At 44.5% G+C, this 16092-nt stretch carries 14 protein-coding genes; 7 read left to right on the forward strand and 7 right to left on the reverse strand.

The window, feature by feature from the left end; translation table 11 throughout:
- Positions 1 to 107 precede the first annotated feature (107 nt).
- The 5 genes from cysE to purH all read left to right on the forward strand — a co-directional run bounded on the left by cysE (position 108) and on the right by purH (position 5518).
- On the forward strand, positions 108 to 971 hold the full coding sequence (cysE, locus tag B5J94_RS08840; protein ID WP_062499148.1) for a serine O-acetyltransferase: 864 nt from the start codon (positions 108 to 110) through the stop codon (positions 969 to 971).
- A gap of 73 nt (positions 972 to 1044) precedes the next feature.
- Positions 1045 to 1971 (forward strand): 50S ribosomal protein L11 methyltransferase, encoded by a 927-nt coding sequence (prmA, locus tag B5J94_RS08845; RefSeq protein ID WP_062499159.1) that lies wholly within the window; start codon positions 1045 to 1047, stop codon positions 1969 to 1971.
- A 118-nt stretch (positions 1972 to 2089) separates the two neighbouring features.
- Positions 2090 to 3154: a DUF3426 domain-containing protein gene (locus B5J94_RS08850; RefSeq protein ID WP_062499149.1), complete on the forward strand. Its 1065-nt coding sequence runs from the start codon at positions 2090 to 2092 to the stop codon at positions 3152 to 3154.
- Positions 3155 to 3562: 408 nt separating this feature from the next.
- Positions 3563 to 3820 carry a DNA-binding transcriptional regulator Fis gene (gene fis / locus B5J94_RS08855; protein WP_062499150.1) on the forward strand — a complete coding sequence of 86 codons (258 nt, stop codon included), beginning with the start codon at positions 3563 to 3565 and terminating at the stop codon, positions 3818 to 3820.
- Positions 3821 to 3925: 105 nt separating this feature from the next.
- Complete coding sequence (purH, locus tag B5J94_RS08860; RefSeq protein ID WP_062499151.1) at positions 3926 to 5518, forward strand: bifunctional phosphoribosylaminoimidazolecarboxamide formyltransferase/IMP cyclohydrolase; 1593 nt, start codon at positions 3926 to 3928, stop codon at positions 5516 to 5518.
- Positions 5519 to 5578: 60 nt separating this feature from the next.
- Here the strand turns inward: purH and B5J94_RS08865 are convergent, their stop codons facing one another.
- From B5J94_RS08865 to B5J94_RS08900, 7 genes are all read right to left on the reverse strand, one after another.
- Positions 5579 to 6214, reverse strand: a complete 636-nt coding sequence (locus B5J94_RS08865; RefSeq protein ID WP_373280022.1) for a trimeric intracellular cation channel family protein — start codon at positions 6212 to 6214, stop codon at positions 5579 to 5581.
- Between the two features lie 147 nt (positions 6215 to 6361).
- Positions 6362 to 6895: a hypoxanthine phosphoribosyltransferase gene (hpt, locus tag B5J94_RS08870; protein WP_062499153.1), complete on the reverse strand. Its 534-nt coding sequence runs from the start codon at positions 6893 to 6895 to the stop codon at positions 6362 to 6364.
- 119 nt (positions 6896 to 7014) lie between these two features.
- Complete coding sequence (locus B5J94_RS08875; protein WP_143821947.1) at positions 7015 to 7359, reverse strand: hypothetical protein; 345 nt, start codon at positions 7357 to 7359, stop codon at positions 7015 to 7017.
- 13 nt (positions 7360 to 7372) lie between these two features.
- Positions 7373 to 8443, reverse strand: a complete 1071-nt coding sequence (gene ttcA, locus B5J94_RS08880; protein WP_062499155.1) for a tRNA 2-thiocytidine(32) synthetase TtcA — start codon at positions 8441 to 8443, stop codon at positions 7373 to 7375.
- 49 nt (positions 8444 to 8492) lie between these two features.
- Positions 8493 to 11345, reverse strand: coding sequence for a bifunctional 23S rRNA (guanine(2069)-N(7))-methyltransferase RlmK/23S rRNA (guanine(2445)-N(2))-methyltransferase RlmL (rlmKL, locus tag B5J94_RS08885; RefSeq protein WP_079364077.1), 2853 nt, complete (start codon positions 11343 to 11345; stop codon positions 8493 to 8495).
- 236 nt (positions 11346 to 11581) lie between these two features.
- A complete protein-coding gene (locus B5J94_RS08890; RefSeq protein ID WP_062499160.1) occupies positions 11582 to 12778 on the reverse strand; it encodes a mechanosensitive ion channel family protein in 1197 nt (398 codons plus the stop codon).
- A gap of 492 nt (positions 12779 to 13270) precedes the next feature.
- Positions 13271 to 13558, reverse strand: coding sequence for a hypothetical protein (locus tag B5J94_RS08900; protein WP_143821948.1), 288 nt, complete (start codon positions 13556 to 13558; stop codon positions 13271 to 13273).
- A gap of 133 nt (positions 13559 to 13691) precedes the next feature.
- Here B5J94_RS08900 and asd point away from each other — a divergent pair, with 133 nt between their 5' ends.
- Positions 13692 to 14831 carry an aspartate-semialdehyde dehydrogenase gene (gene asd / locus B5J94_RS08905; protein ID WP_062499158.1) on the forward strand — a complete coding sequence of 380 codons (1140 nt, stop codon included), beginning with the start codon at positions 13692 to 13694 and terminating at the stop codon, positions 14829 to 14831.
- Between the two features lie 239 nt (positions 14832 to 15070).
- Positions 15071 to 16092, forward strand: a 1022-nt coding sequence (locus tag B5J94_RS08910) for a type IV pilus assembly protein FimV (protein ID WP_322853508.1), incomplete at its 3' end; no start/stop codon positions are given.

The following is a 16092-nucleotide window of genomic DNA, read 5'->3' on the forward strand; positions in this document are numbered from 1 at the left end:
ATTTCCCTTAAAAATTTCCCAACTTAGACATCTTAAAAATCAAACAAACCCTATACTCAGCGAGCTTTTGATGGTAGAATAAGCCATTTTAAAATGCGTTATCTGCCATGAGTATCTTTTCCAAGCTAACAAATTCCAAACTCAAAAGCCTAGCCTGTGCCATCAATGATGATTTGAGTGCGGTGCTAGAACGTGACCCTGCCGCTCGCACTAAGATTGAGATTGCCCTGACTTATCCAGGCATTCATGCTCGCACCTTACACCGTGCGTCTCACACCCTGTGGCAGGCTGACCACAAATTTTTGGCAAGGGGTTTATCTCACTTGACACGCATGGCGACAGGCATTGAGATTCACCCTGCTGCCAAGATTGGCAAACGTCTGTTCATTGACCATGGCATGGGGGTCGTCATCGGTGAGACAGCCGAGATTGGCGATGACGTGACTTTATATCATGGTGTCACACTTGGCGGGGTGTCATGGGAGAAAGGCACAAAACGCCATCCCACGCTTGGCGATAATGTCGTGGTTGGAGCAGGGGCGAAAATCTTGGGCGGTTTTAGCGTGGGCGATAACGCCAAAATCGGCTCAAATGCCGTGGTCGTCAAGCCCGTCCCCGCAGGGGCAACCATGGTCGGCTCAGCAGCTCGCATGATTGACAAAAACGTCAAAAACACCGAAACAGGCGATGACATCAAAAGCGACACACCCAAACCCAGCACCCCCGATAAGAGTATCCGCCTAGAATCTACCAATGACGCCAGTTTCAACGCCTATGGGCTAAGCCCCAACAGTGCCGACCCTGTGGCAACGAGTATCGCCAAACTACTCACTCACATCCAAGCCCAAGATAAGCACATCGAAGCGTTGCAAAATGCCATCTGCCGTCTTGACCCTGATTTTTGCAAATCCAATATTGACAACCTTTGCAAAGACGATTTGGCAATCTTGACCGATGATGACCCCAAATAACCACCAAACCCAAATATTTACCCTACCCAGTATTCGCCAACCAATTTGGCACACCAACGAACAGGAAAATCTCATGGCATGGCAACAAATTCACCTACAATTAACCAAAGAGCAAGTTGAACTTGCCGAAGCACTATTTTATGAAGCCGAAGCAGTCTCCATCCTGCTAGAAGACGCAGGCGATGAACCGCTGTTTGAACCCATGCCTGGTGAAGAGCCATTATGGGGCGATGTGGTACTGACTGCCATTTTTGACACCAACACCGATGGGCGATTTGATGGCACCAACTTTGAGAGCCTTGCCCATGACATCGCCGCCGAAGTGGGGGCGAGCCGTGTGTGGCTGTCGGTACTTGATGATAAGGACTGGACACGTGAGTGGATGACCTATTATAAGCCCATTCAGTGTGCTGGCAATCTATGGATCGTCCCCGAATGGCTAGACGCTCCCGACCCGAGTGCCACCAACCTTATCTTAGACCCTGGTCTTGCCTTTGGTACGGGCTATCACGCCACCACACGACTGTGCCTTGACTGGCTTGCCGAGCAGGATTTGACCGACAAGGTCATCATTGACTACGGCTGTGGCTCGGGGATTTTGGGCGTGGGGGCGTTATTACTTGGAGCCAAGCAGGTGCTAGCGGTCGATATTGACCCCCAAGCGGTGCTTGCCACTCGCCAAAACGCCAAGCTCAATGGCGTTGAAGACAAAATGTTGGTATTTTTGCCCGAAGAATTTAAGGCTCATCAAGAGACACATGGCACGCTCGCTGACACCATCACCGCCAATATCCTAGCCAAGCCACTCATTCACTTTGCTCCATTTTTTACCACCTTGTTAAAAGACAAAGGCAATATTGTCTTGGCAGGACTCATTGAGAACCAAGTTGATGATGTCATGATGGCATACCAGCCTTATTTTGACCTTGACACACCTTATCATTATGATAACAGCGAAGACCATCATTGGTATCGTTTATCCGCTATTAAGCACAGCTGAGCGGATTAAAATTGTCAAGTGCGTAACAATTTAGTAGCATAAAGCAAAATAGTGTATACGATGTTGATGATATAAAAATCATCATCCAACCTTTGTCTAAATTGGATTTAACAAAAACATGAGCAACCAAACTAAGTGCCCCCATTGCCAAACGACCTACCCCATGCCGACCGCCAAACTTGGCGACCCCAATGCTCGTGCCAAATGCGGTAAGTGTCAGCAAGTGTTTTTTCTAAATGCCAATCTGGTCAGTAGCTCGCCTGCTGCCCAAGCTCAAAGACAAGCAACTCCTGATCCACAGCCAGCTCAGACAGCCCAAACGGTGGCACGCCCCACCCCAAAACGCACCAAACGTGTCAAACCTGCACCCACCGAAGGCATGATTCATGATGAAATGGATGGCGTAGAAGAAAACAAACCCAAAGCTGTCTCTGGCGTGAGTTTTTCTGATGATGAATTGGATAGCTTTTTAAAAGACAACATCAGCTTTGCTCCGACAGTCGCCAAAAGCACCAAGGATGAGATGGCAGACAGCGAAGGGGGAGAATCTTGGGCTGACGATTTACTCAAAGATACCAAGCCTGTCAGCACTGCCCAAACCACCAACACCAACTCTACCACAAACAACGTGGATTTGGATGCCATCATTCCTGTCGCCACACCCAAACCCAAAAAACCAACCAGCATCAAAGAAATCCAGCCAAACAAACCCACCGCCCAACAACTTGCCAGCAAAAAATCCTTAGGGTCACAGTTACTATGGCTTGTCGGGTGTTTGTTGCTCGTTGGGCTACTGGCAGTACAATATGCCCTGTTTAATGTAGATAAACTTGCCAAAAACCCCGAAACCGCCAGCCTTGCTCATACCGTCTGCGGGGTCGTTCCTTGCAACATTCCATCGGCAGATTTAAATGGCTTGGAAGTCACATCATCCTTAGAAAATCAAAAAGACGTCATCATTGACATCACCAACAAAACCAGTTCAGAACAGCTGTTTCCTTATTTACTGGTGCAGTTTAAAGACGGCAATGGCGTGGTTGTGGCAGATTTTGTGGCGGACACCAAAGATTATCTTGGCGAATCTCAAACCACCCTGCTTGCCAATCAGCATAAGCGAGTCATGCTCTCAGCAAACTCTGCCCCCAAAGCAAGCTCGGTAACAGTCACGCCATTTTATCAATGATACCAAGTTACCCGACGCTTAGGTTTATCGGTCTGTTAGGGGAAACTCCTACCCTATCGGCTTGGATGATAAATTAGGGCATGTTGAACTTTTATAACACAATTTAACATTTAGAAATTTTATAGAGATAAAATGGCGTTTTTACATGAAAATATGTGATTCCCCTGCTTTTTTAAANNATTGCAAATACAAAAGGCAGGCGTGCCCTACCACATTGTGATTATTTCTTAACATGAATTAACAATAAGATAATACAGCTTAACATTACAAGCACCCCATGACTTGTCAAATTATGGTAATTGTTTTACAATAATTCAAGGAAATATCCATTCTTACCGACAAGCGATTGATAGATATTTCCTAGCCTGCCACCCTAATGACAAGGTTAAGTTAGACACAGGAGCTGTTATGATGACCCCCACGCCCCCCATCCAAGAAACCACCCCGCTACACGATGAAGTCAAAAAAGCGGTGGAGAGTTACTTGATGCACCTAAATGGCGAGAACACCACCAACATGTATGAGATTTTTTTACATGAGCTTGAAAGACCCCTGTTGGTAACGGTCATGAGACACACACGCAACAACCAATCCAAGGCCACCCAAATGCTTGGGCTAAATCGTGGCACGCTCCGCACCAAGCTAAAAACGCATGGCTTATTATAATTTCCCCATGTTTTGCACCCGTCATTTTTTGGCGGGTTTTCGTTTTGTTTTAATCCCACTTTTAATTCCGTTTTATCCACCCTTGCAACCTAAAAAGGTACTTTTATGAAAAAATTTGCCCTACTCTCCGTCTCTGACAAGGCAGGCATTGTAGAGTTCGCCCAAGAATTATCCGCCTTAGGCTTTGGTATTTTGTCCACTGGTGGCACTTTTAAGCTTTTGACCAACAACGGTGTCCCTGCCACAGAAGTCTCCGCCCACACCGGCTTTGCCGAGATGATGGACGGACGAGTCAAAACCTTACACCCTAAGATTCATGGCGGTATCTTGGGTCGCCGTGAGCTAGATGCCGACATCATGGCAGAGCATGGCATCGATGCCATTGATATCGTGGCGGTGAACCTATACCCCTTCGCCCAAACGGTTGCCAAAGATGGCGTTACCATGAGCGATGCCATTGAAAATATTGACATTGGTGGCCCTGCCATGGTACGCTCATCCGCCAAAAACCACAAATATGTGGGTATCATCACAAGCCCTGCCGACTACGCCACCGTCATCAACGAACTAAAAGCAGATGGCAAATTATCAGACAGCACCCGCTTTAATTTGGCGGTTAAAGCCTTTGAGCATACCGCCAGTTATGACGGTATGATAGCGAGCTTTTTGGGGGCAAGACTACTGGACAAAGGTGAGACATTAAGCGATGATGCCACCGCCAAAACCCAATTCCCACGCACCTTTAACACTCAACTTAATAAAGCCCAAGAACTCCGCTATGGCGAAAACCCCCACCAAACCGCCAGTTTCTATGTAGAAAGTGGTACAACAGAAGCATCCATCGCCACCGCCAAACAGTTGCAAGGCAAAGAGCTATCCTACAACAACATCGCCGACACCGATGCGGCATTGGAATGTGTCAAATCCTTTGCCAAACCTGCCTGCGTGATTGTCAAACACGCCAACCCTTGCGGTGTGGCGGTGTCGCTTGACGGTATTTTGGACGCTTATAACCTAGCCTATGCTACCGACCCTGAGTCTGCCTTTGGTGGGATTATCGCCTTTAACCGTGAGCTAGACGTGGAGACCGCCAAGGCTATCATCGACCGTCAATTTGTCGAGGTTATCATCGCCCCAAGCGTGGCAGACGGTGTGCTTGACATCACGTCCGCCAAGAAAAACGTGCGTGTACTGACCTGTGGCGAATTGCCAAACATCAACGAACGTACCCCACAGCTTGACTATAAGCGTGTAAATGGCGGACTGCTTGTCCAAGAGCAGGATTTGGGTATGATTGATAAATCCGACCTAAAAGTCGTTACCAAAGCACAGCCCACCGAGCAAGAGCTTGATGATTTGATTTTCGCATGGAAAGTTGCCAAATACGTCAAATCCAACGCCATCGTCTATGCCAAAAACCGCCAAACCATCGGTATCGGTGCAGGACAGATGAGCCGTGTGAACTCCGCTCGCATTGCTGTTATCAAAGCCGAACATGCAGGACTGCCTGTTGAAGGGGCGGTTATGGCATCGGACGCCTTTTTCCCATTTAGAGACGGCATTGACAACGCCGCCAAAGCTGGTATTAAGTGCATTATTCAACCCGGTGGCTCAATGCGTGATGATGAAGTCATCGCTGCCGCCGATGAGCATGGCATTGCTATGGTGTTTACCGGCATGAGACATTTTAGACACTAAAAATTAGGACATATCCCAACCAACAATAAACCCCTATCTTGGGGTTTATTTTTTTGTATCTTACACCATACGAATGCTTGGCAAATGCCAATCATATCGCACCGCGAGCATTCGCACACCAAACACCACCATCAGCATGGCAAGCTCACACAGCCACGCCACCACACCCAGTCGCCCTAGCCCCAGATAGGTCAGCGACCCCAAGATACTGGCGGTAATATAAATCTCCTTTTGCAGTACCATCGGCAACTCTTGGCAAATCATGTCTCGCATGATACCGCCTGCGATACTGGTCATCACCGCCATCATCACAGCAATCAGCGGTGTCGCCCCCATTGATAAAGCCACCGTCAGCCCAATCACACTAAATGCCGACAACCCAATGGCGTCAAACAACTTTAACACGCCATTCATGCGTGCCGTTGGACGAAAAAACATCTGGCACAGGATGGATGTCAGTGTGATGGCAAATACATAATTTAAATCCATCATCCAAAACAGGGGATATCGGTCAAGCATGACATCACGAATCGTCCCACCGCCAATGGCATTGACCATAGATGCCAAAATGCAGCCAAACAAATCAAAACCCTTACTAATGGCAAGCATGGTACCTGCCACCGCACAGGCAATAACCCCAATAAAATCAAGTACATAAATCAAACTTGCCGTATTAATCGGCTGGGCTAGCTCTATCATCGTTAAACCATCATCAAAAAATCGGACATGATGCCCGATTTATTTAAAATTTTAAAAATAAGTTAGGGCATGCCCATCTTTGGTAAAAGCCATATTCTATGAAAATGTTATAAGTAATGGGCATATCCCATATAAATCAATAAGTTATGACAACCCAATCTCACCAATAAAGGGCAAATGGCGGTATTTTTGTTCATAATCCAAACCATAACCCACAATAAAACGGTCTTCAACCTCAAAACCCAAAAATCTCACGTCCATGTCTATCTCACGGCGAGATGGCTTGCTAATTAGCGTACACAGTTCAATAGAATTTGGCTCACGGGTCTGTAAAATTTCCACAACTTTGGATAATGTACGCCCCGAATCAATGATGTCTTCAACAATCAACACATCTTTACCACGAATATCACCATCCAAATCTTTTAAAATCTTGACATCGCCACTAGATACCGTACCTTTGGCATAACTGGATGCTGTCATAAAATCAAACTCATGTGCTTTATCAATCGCTCGGCATAAATCCGCCATAAAAATCACCGAACCACGCAAAAGACCAATTAAAATCAGCTCTTTATCACTGCTTGCATAATGAGCGGTGATTTGTCTACCAAGCTCGCTCACTTTTTGGGCGATTTCATCACTACTAATCATGACATTTAGATTTGCTATGGTCATAAAACTACCTTTTGGTTTTGTTGAAATTGATTTAAATTTGATAGTATATTGGTGCGTATGCACCCTACCACTCTTGATATTAAAAAGTGAAATAAAATATCACCCACTTATGGAAGTCATCATCTTATGGAAATCATCATCGCTGGCGAATATATCGCCCAAACAAAGGCTAAGGCGATTAAAAAAGACAGCACAAGCACCAATAGCCCAATATGCCATTCTTTTTTAATGATTGCCATACCGCCAATGATTAAATTAAGCTTTGGGATTAGCCAAATGGCTTTTGCTTGTGTGATTGACAGCATAAAAGCCGTATAAGGCACAATCTCAACGCCAAAACTCTCCCACATTCTGAGCAGTTTGTTTAACTCGTGTGGGTCATAACCGCCAAGCAGATAGATAAACATACCTTGAACGCCCACACACATCAGCAGTAATATGATAAACAGTGCTTTTATTATCATGCTCGGCTCACAATCAATCAATAACAGGATTTATCGTTGGAATTTTGTTGCTAAATTTGGGATTAAAGGTCTGCACCTGTGGAGCAGTTGGCAAACCAATATCAGCAAGTTTGTCCGCCATACCCACCTGAATGTTATCGCCCTCAAACAGTCTTTTATCGTCTGTCCGCTTGGTTTTTAGGCTTTCAAAATCAAACAGTTCTCGGTCAGCAAGCTGGCTTGGGGCGACATTTTGTAACGCCTTAAACATACTTGCCAAACGCTTTGGATGGGCGTTGTCCCATTCACGAAGCATGTCATTTATCATCGCCCGTTGCAGGTTTTCTTGTGAACCACACAGACCGCAAGGGATAATGGGAAATTGTTTATAATTGGCATATTTGATGATGTCCTTTTCAGCAACATAGGCAAGCGGACGAATAAGCACATTTTGCTTATCATCAGATAACAGCTTAGGGGGCATGGCTTTTAGACTGCCACCATGAAATAAATTTAAAAAGAATGTTGCCAAAATGTCATCACGGTGATGACCCAGAGCAATCTTGGTTGCCCCAATTTGCTTGGCAAAGCCGTACAGCGAGCCCCGTCTTAGACGTGAACAAGCTGAACAGTAAGTCTTGCCCTCTGGCACGACTGATTTTACGATGCTATAAGTGTCCTTTTCTAGGATATAATGTGCAATGCCCTGCTTAGATAGGTATTCAGGCAGGATGTGTTCTGGAAAATTGGGCTGTTTTTGGTCAAGATTGACCGCCACGACATCAAAATCAATCGGAGCAATGCGTTTTAAAAACAGTAAAATATCAAGGAGCGTAAAGCTGTCCTTACCGCCTGAGATACACACCATGACGACATCGCCGTCTTCAATCATGTTAAAATCACGAATCGCCCATGATACTTCTTTACGCAGTTTCTTTTGTAGTTTTTTAAAGCGGGCGGATTTGATGCCATCATCAAATTCATGCTCATCATCGTCATTGGTATTGGTTTGTCGGTCGCTGTCAGCAGATAAGGCATGAATGCTTTGGGCATGGTTTTCTACATCGTTTAGGGTTTCATCGTTTAGGGTTTGGCTGTTGGTCATGGCTGTTTCTCAATTTTTTGCTACTTGGTTTGGTACATCAATCATTTCATCATGATTTTGATTTTAGCACATATTTTTTGGGTTGGTTTGATTGGTTGGTTTGGGCGTTATTTATGGGTGTGGCAACCAATTTACCATCAATCTTTTCATAGCGTACTTTTGGCTTATCTGATTTCACAGGTTCATTATCATGAAATCTGTCTTTGCCTGTTTGTCTTTTATCAAATGACTTATCAGATTTATCAAATTTTTTATCAAATGACTTTTTGCCATTGCCTTTAAAACTGTCTTTAAAACTATCTTTTTTAAAGTTGTCTTTTTTGTCATCTTTTTTAAATCGTGAATTGTCTGATTTATCAAATTTTTTATCAAAAGACTTTTCAAAAGATTTATCAAAAGACTTTTTAAACTCTCTGTCTTTTGAATGTTTTATATCACTCTTTTTATCATGGCTCTTTTTATCATGATAACCGTTTATTTCATCTTGCCAATCGTCATTCACCGTATCAAACGCACTTTCAAATTCATACACTTTCATCATTTGATTTTTGTGCGTGATTTTAAAACTTTGATGAATGGGTTTTTTAAGATTAAAATCCACGCCAATGGTTTTATCGGTGATTGGCGTTACGTCATAGCGAGCCTTGATTTCATCGTCTAACACAAATTTGGTAAAGTTATTGCTAAAATACAACACACCATTTGGGGCAAGGCGATTCATGGCACGGCTAATCAAGGCGACATGGTCTCGCTGTACGTCAAACGTCCCCTTAAACTTTTTAGAATTTGAAAAGGTGGGTGGGTCAATAAATATCACCTCAAACTGCTCGGTGTTATTTTTTAACCAGTCAAACACATCGGTGGCGATGAATTGATATTTTGGCGTATTATCTGACGTCGTAGCAGTCAAATCAAGTCCGTTTAGGGCAAAATTTTGCTTACCCCAATTTAGATAATTGGCAGACAAATCCACACTCGTTACCGACTTTGCTCCGCCCATTGCTGAATGCACGCTGGCGGTACAAGTATAGGCAAATAGATTTAAGACATGTTTGCCACGGCTGGCGTTTTTTATCATTTCACGAATATTACGGTGGTCAATAAATAATCCTGTATCCAAATAATCGGTAAAATTGACATACAAATACGCCCCATGCTCGTGAGCGACATACATTTTTTTGGATTTTTGATTATCTTCTTTAATATTTTTGGTATATTGGTCATTACCTGATTGTCTCATGCGTGTTTTGATAAAAATACTTTCACGGTGGACATTAAAAATATCACGAATGGCGGATAACACCAAATTAAAACGGGCTTTGGCGACATCGGTGGGAATTTGTTTTGGCGGAGCATATTCTTGCACATGAATTTTATCGCCATAAATATCAATCGCCACATTATAATTTGGCAAATCAGCGTCATAAATTCGCATATTGCTGATATTGTTTTTTTGGGCGTGTTTTTTTAGATTGATGATATTTTTTTGTAAGCGGTTGATAAATTCTTGGCTATCAGGATTATCAATTTCTTTTTTATTAAAATTGACAATCAATTCATGTGCCAAACGGTCGGTTTTGGCAAATTCTACCGCCCCATGACGAAAATAGACAGTCAATGCTCCGTTATGGCATTTTAGGGTGTTTGGCTCGGCAATCGGCAAGGTGTCGGCGTGTTCAATGTGGCTTGCCAGCACCGCCATGTCCGCACGCCCCACATGACGCAAACCGTCCGCCACGATAAGCCCCAAGCCGTGATACAAAGGCTTGATAAAATCGCTCTCGCCCAGTCGCTCGCCATAGGGGGGATTGGTGATGACAAGTGGATAGGCGGTGGCAAGCTCGCTCAGCACGGCTTTGGCGGTGGCAAGCGGTCGCTGTTCTAGGCGGACGTACTCGGCAATGGGGGCAAGGGCGGACGCTATCAGGTTCTTGTGGCAGGCACGCACGGCATGAGTGTCAGCGTCTAGGGCAAGGGCGGTAAAGTCGCCTTTGATAAGGGCTTGTTCTAGGCTTGCAAGGTTGGCATGAAAATCGTCCAAGGCTTTACCAGCAAGGGTTTGCCACAGCTCATCATCGTGGTATTGCCAATGATAAAAGCCAAAATCGCTTGCTTTTTTGTCAATGCCCACAGGGTAGGCAGTTTTCATGAGTAAGGCTTCGGTAATGAGCGTGCCAGAGCCACACATGGGGTCAATAATGGCGGTATGCTCGCCCTTGTGCCAGTTGCATTCATAAAGCAACGCACTTGCCAAATTTTCTTTTAAAGGAGCGTCCGTGTTCGCCACACGATAGCCACGGCGGTGCAGGCTCGTGCCTGATAGGTCAAGATACAGCTCGGCAAGCTCACCTGTGGCGTGGGCGTAAATATGAAAATCAGGGGATTTGTCCACGTTTGGTCGCTCGCCTAATTTTTTGTTAAAGCAGTCAGCGACAGCGTCTTTGATACGCAAGGTGGCAAATTGTTGGTTTACCGACAGGCGTTTGTCGGTGGATAGGCGTATGGCAAAGGTGTTATCCACGCCAAACACGCCAGTCCAATCATAGCGACTGGCGAACTCATACAAGGCGGTGGGTACGTCTTCGTCAATGACTTTGGTCTCTACCGTGCGGGTGGTTTTTTTACCGCCACTTTCACGCACTTGGTTTATGGTTTGGGTTTTTTGGCGAAAATAATACTCGCCAATGGGTAATAACACACGGCTTGCCACTCGGCTATATAGGCAAATTTTGTAAAAGTCGGCAAGCGACACGCCCACACGCACCCGCCCCGTCCGCACAATCTGCCCTGCCAGCCCAAATAGATCAAGCTCTATCAATAAGGCATTTTCAAGACTGTCCGCACAGGTGATGACAACATCAAAGGCGGTGGGGGTAAAATCGGCAAAGGGTAGTTTTGGCATGGTGTGGGCTTATTTGATAAGAATTTTTGATAAGAATTTTGGTAAGGGGTTTGGGTAAACCAAGTATTATAGCATAATTTGGGACGGGTATGGTAGTGGCAATTGTTGTTTTTGGGGTGATGTTTAGCAGGGTAAATGGGCGGGGCAAAATGATGTTAGTGCCATTGTCAAGATGATTGCTTGTTATTATCAATTTAAATTACAAATAATTGTATAAATAACACCAGTTTATTTAATTAATTGTTACTGCTTTTTATGGCAATCTCTACATCTTCTTCTTTGTCATTGATATTTTTATCCAATGCTTGATGAATCATTGCCAAGCGTTTTTCTTTATCATCTGAGCGGTTAAATAATATCTCTTGATAAGGATAAGGGGTTTCAAATCCTGCTTCGTCTAAGGCTTGTTTAATACGCTCATTGATGTTTTCTTTGATAATCGGAATACGGGCAACCGATAATGGGGCAACCCAAAAACGCACAATAAAATAAATGGCATATTCGCCCACTTCACTCACGGTCGCCATAGGGGCTGGGTGTTTTAAAATCACTTCATCTTTGCTTAATGTTTTGATGATGATTTCTTTGGCGTGGGCGACATCATCATATAAGCCAATTCTTGCTTTAACATCAAATCTTATCATCTTTTTGGACGTTAGGTTAATCACTTCTGATGATGACATGGTCGAATTGGGAATGATGATAATGATGTTATCACGGTCAAGGATTTGCGTGGCTCGCAGGGAGATTTTGACCACTCGTCCTTCTTTGTCGCCAAGCCGAATCCAGTCGCCCACTTGAAACGACTGCTCTATCAAAATGGTAATGCCCGCGATGAAGTTGGCAAGCGTGCTTTGGGCGGCAAAACCCACTGCCAAACCCACAATACCCAAACCTGCCACCAAGGATACAATATCAAAACCAAACTGGGCGAGTACGCTCGCCAAAGCAAAAACGATAATCAGCACCAAAATCAAGTTTTTGAGCAGTTGTTCAATGGACGCATTGAGTTCATAGTAACGTAACACTCTGGCAACCATTTGCCCACTGGCCGCCCACAGCACATAATAAAATCCCGCCCAAGTCGCCGCTTTTGCTGTTGCCTTGATGGTCTCCGCCTGCGTGCCAATCTGCGTCATCACCGCCAGCAAGCTCACCACAAACCATGTATAACGCAGTACCGCCCGAGCAATCCAAACATGACGCTGTGATAGGTGTAGCGGACGGCGACAATGCTTTAATAAATAGACCAACAGCCAATAAAAAAAGCCAATAATCACCAATAAAATCAATATCTTAATGCTAATACTGGCAACAGCCATGCCCCGCTCTGTCCAGTTTAGGGTCTCATCGTCGAGCGAACCGCCAAGCGACACATACACGCTTTGGTACAAATCATTTAGGATTTTTTCAAAAAAATGGGGTAGATTCATGAGCTGATGAATGGTCGATGATAAAATGGGCGATGACAACCGATAAATAAACCACATCAACAAAGATGTGGTAGAATAAATAAGGTTTGCGAATTATAACATAAAGCCTACCAATCATCATCATATATCGTGAAATTTTATGAATAATTCAACCTACCCCCTAACCTACTACCGCCAAAGACGTATGGCGGTATTTGTCATCATGGTTTCTTGTTTGGTGATGTTTGTTATTGCTTATCAATGAGATTTTTGGGTTGGGGTTAAATAGTCCCTTTGCCAATTTTCCACATTGGGTGATTTATTTGCTATTGGCAATTTTTGGAGTGTTTGCATTTTTATTATCCCGTTTGGTCATTTATCATAGACCTGTTATCGGGGCTTGCCTACCTTTTGTATTTGCAATAAAAAATGGATTAAAACGTTAAATTTTCATCTTATTTTATAAAAATGTTATCAATGGTAGGCACGCCCTAGGTTGCAATGCCTACAATTTCATTCTATTTTTGCATAAAGACGGTTAAACCTTTTCTTGCTTACACACCAAAAACAGGCATGTCTCAAACCACACAAAAATAAACCCAGCTTATCACTAAGCTGGGTGTGGGTAAGATTAAAATGAATTTTCCTTGCCATTCCTAACGGCGATTTAGTTCCTATTATCCTGGTTTTTTTCTTGATTTTATCATCGATTTTATCACCATATTTTTGTGTATTATAAAAATTCTGCCCATCGCTGACCATTGGTAAAATGCCTAAAATTTTGTAAGCGATTGCCGACATTTGTGTGAAAACTTATCAGTTTTACTGATGTTTACTGGAAAATTTATGAAATTTAACAAAAACACTTGCTTTTTTTGCCCAAAAAAGGCATAGTTATGGGTTACAACTTTTTAATAAATTTAAGGTGTTAATTATGGCAGATAAATTAACGGTCGGTCTTGTGGGCTGGCGTGGCATGGTTGGTTCGGTACTCATGAACCGCATGATTGAAGAAAATGATTTTGAGCATATCACTCCTGTGTTTTTTTCAACCAGTAATGCAGGTGGCAACGCCCCTGATTTTGGTGGCAAAATCAAGAGCGATAGCACATTAAAAGACGCAAACGACATCAATGAGCTTGCCAAATGTGATGCAATTATCACCTGTCAAGGGGGCGACTACACCAAAGCGGTACACCCTGCCTTGCGTGAAAGTGGCTGGGATGGTTACTGGATTGATGCGGCAAGCTCACTGCGTATGGACGACAATGCCATCATCATCTTAGACCCTGTCAATCGTGATGTCATTGATACTGCCCTAAAAGACGGCAAAAAAGACTTTATTGGTGGTAACTGCACCGTATCCCTTATGCTGATGGCAATCGGTGAGCTGTTCCGCCGTGATTGGGTTGAGTGGGTGTCTGCCATGACTTATCAGGCAGCAAGCGGTGCAGGAGCCAACAACATGCGTGAGCTTATCTCTGGCATGGGCGTACTGCGTGATAGCGTGGCGGACAAACTTGCCGACCCTGCCTCTGCCATTTTGGAGATTGACCGCACCATCGCTGATACTCAGCGTTCGGATGAGTTTCCAAAACAGCATTTTGGGGCGGTGCTTGCAGGTAGTCTAATCCCTTATATTGACAGTCAGCTTGACAACGGTCAATCCCGTGAAGAGTGGAAAGGTCAAGCCGAAACCAACAAAATCCTAGGCAAGGCTGATAGCGAGCTTATCAATATTGACGGCATCTGTGTGCGTATCGGAGCAATGCGTTGCCACAGCCAAGCCTTGACCATCAAGCTCAAAAAAGACATTCCACTTGACGAGATTGAAAAGGCTTTGATTGATGCAAAAAGCCCCTGGCTTGACATTGTCCCTAACAACAAACCCGACAGCATGGCACGCCTGACCCCTGTGGCGGTAACAGGTACGCTAAATGTGGCGGTCGGTCGTCTGCGTAAGATGAACATGGGTGGCGAGTATTTGACTGCCTTTACCGTGGGCGACCAACTACTGTGGGGGGCTGCCGAACCACTTCGCCGTATGCTTGCCATCATTCAAGGGCGTATTTAACCCTTAAATCTGCTTAGCCTACCCAAGCAGAATGTTGTTAGGTTGAGCGGTTTTGGTTTTTGCAGATATTGTAAAGTTTTGCAAAAATCTTACCGCTTGCCTACATTTTAATACCATATATTTGCAAATTATCAAAATAAGCTAGCATTTTTTGCCATATTTTGTTATAAATGCACCATAAAACCGTTTATTTGACGGTCTCTTTTTATTCATTATTGACAACCCTTTAAAGGATAACTATGTCTTGGCATAAAACTCACCGCACTACTTTTATTTATCAAGCAGTGCTTGCTTCGTTGTTTGGTATGGTAAGCCTAAATGCTTCTGCCATGAATCTAGGTCAAGCCAACATCACATCGGCACAACATGAGCCTTTATCTGCCACGATAAATGTTACCAATATTGATGCGGCAAACTTCCATGCATCTGTCGCCAGTAACGACATCTATCGCCAGATGGGTCTTAGCCCCGATGCTCAGATTTCGGTGAGTTTTACACCCACATCAAACAACGCAGGTCAAATCACCCTAACTTCCAACCAACCCATCAGCACACCCTTTGCTGATGTCGTACTAAACTTAAATAACAACGGCGAGCAAATCATTGAGCCACAGACCTTGCTCATGCCTTTGCCTGCTACCAATGCTTTCACCCTACCTGAAGACAAAGTAACGCAGGTAGTGACCGCTGAGACCCGACCCAACCTACCCGAAACCAGCCCCATCACCGAAACACCTGATGACTTCATGCAGTTTGACGAACCAATAACACAGGTCATTACTCAAGGCACCCCTGTACTCGAACCTGTGCCCACCGCCATAGGCACCAGCGAAGGCAACATCATCTCCAAAGAAGAAGCGGTATTATCACAAATCACCCCTGAAGGCACCAACAGACAAGTTGATATCCTAACCGAAGAGATAGTGCGTCGTGTATACCCTGCTGGGCAAGTACCGCCGACGCCTACCGCTCCAACGTTTGATGAGCCATTCATCGCCCAAGACACCATGGCAGAACAACCCGCATCACAACCTGAGCAAACCCAAACAACAGCACCTACCGAATCCCAGTCAGGTCAAGCGACTTATGTTGTGCAACAAGGCGATAGCTTGTGGAGTATTGCGAACGTCATTGCACAAGCAAACAACATGAGTGTTAATGAAGTGATGACCGCCATCCATGAAACCAATCCTGACGCTTTTAACAAAGGCAACATCAACCAACTCAAAACAAGTGCCAACTTGAACCGCACCCCAAAAGT

Source organism: Moraxella lacunata (assembly GCF_002027545.1).
Classification (GTDB): domain Bacteria; phylum Pseudomonadota; class Gammaproteobacteria; order Pseudomonadales; family Moraxellaceae; genus Moraxella; species Moraxella lacunata.

Excerpts from the sequence above, each read along its gene's own strand:
- cysE (WP_062499148.1), top strand. The coding sequence starts at position 108 with ATGAGTATCTTTTCCAAGCTAACAAATTCCAAACTCAAAAGCCTAGCC.
- rlmKL (WP_079364077.1), bottom strand. The coding sequence starts at position 11,345 with ATGCCAAAACTACCCTTTGCCGATTTTACCCCCACCGCCTTTGATGTT.
- B5J94_RS08900 (WP_143821948.1), bottom strand. The coding sequence starts at position 13,558 with ATGTCGGCAATCGCTTACAAAATTTTAGGCATTTTACCAATGGTCAGC.
- ttcA (WP_062499155.1), bottom strand. The coding sequence starts at position 8,443 with ATGACCAACAGCCAAACCCTAAACGATGAAACCCTAAACGATGTAGAA.
- prmA (WP_062499159.1), top strand. The coding sequence starts at position 1,045 with ATGGCATGGCAACAAATTCACCTACAATTAACCAAAGAGCAAGTTGAA.
- purH (WP_062499151.1), top strand. The coding sequence starts at position 3,926 with ATGAAAAAATTTGCCCTACTCTCCGTCTCTGACAAGGCAGGCATTGTA.
- B5J94_RS08875 (WP_143821947.1), bottom strand. The coding sequence starts at position 7,359 with ATGATAATAAAAGCACTGTTTATCATATTACTGCTGATGTGTGTGGGC.
- B5J94_RS08890 (WP_062499160.1), bottom strand. The coding sequence starts at position 12,778 with ATGAATCTACCCCATTTTTTTGAAAAAATCCTAAATGATTTGTACCAA.
- hpt (WP_062499153.1), bottom strand. The coding sequence starts at position 6,895 with ATGACCATAGCAAATCTAAATGTCATGATTAGTAGTGATGAAATCGCC.
- B5J94_RS08850 (WP_062499149.1), top strand. The coding sequence starts at position 2,090 with ATGAGCAACCAAACTAAGTGCCCCCATTGCCAAACGACCTACCCCATG.
- fis (WP_062499150.1), top strand. The coding sequence starts at position 3,563 with ATGATGACCCCCACGCCCCCCATCCAAGAAACCACCCCGCTACACGAT.
- asd (WP_062499158.1), top strand. The coding sequence starts at position 13,692 with ATGGCAGATAAATTAACGGTCGGTCTTGTGGGCTGGCGTGGCATGGTT.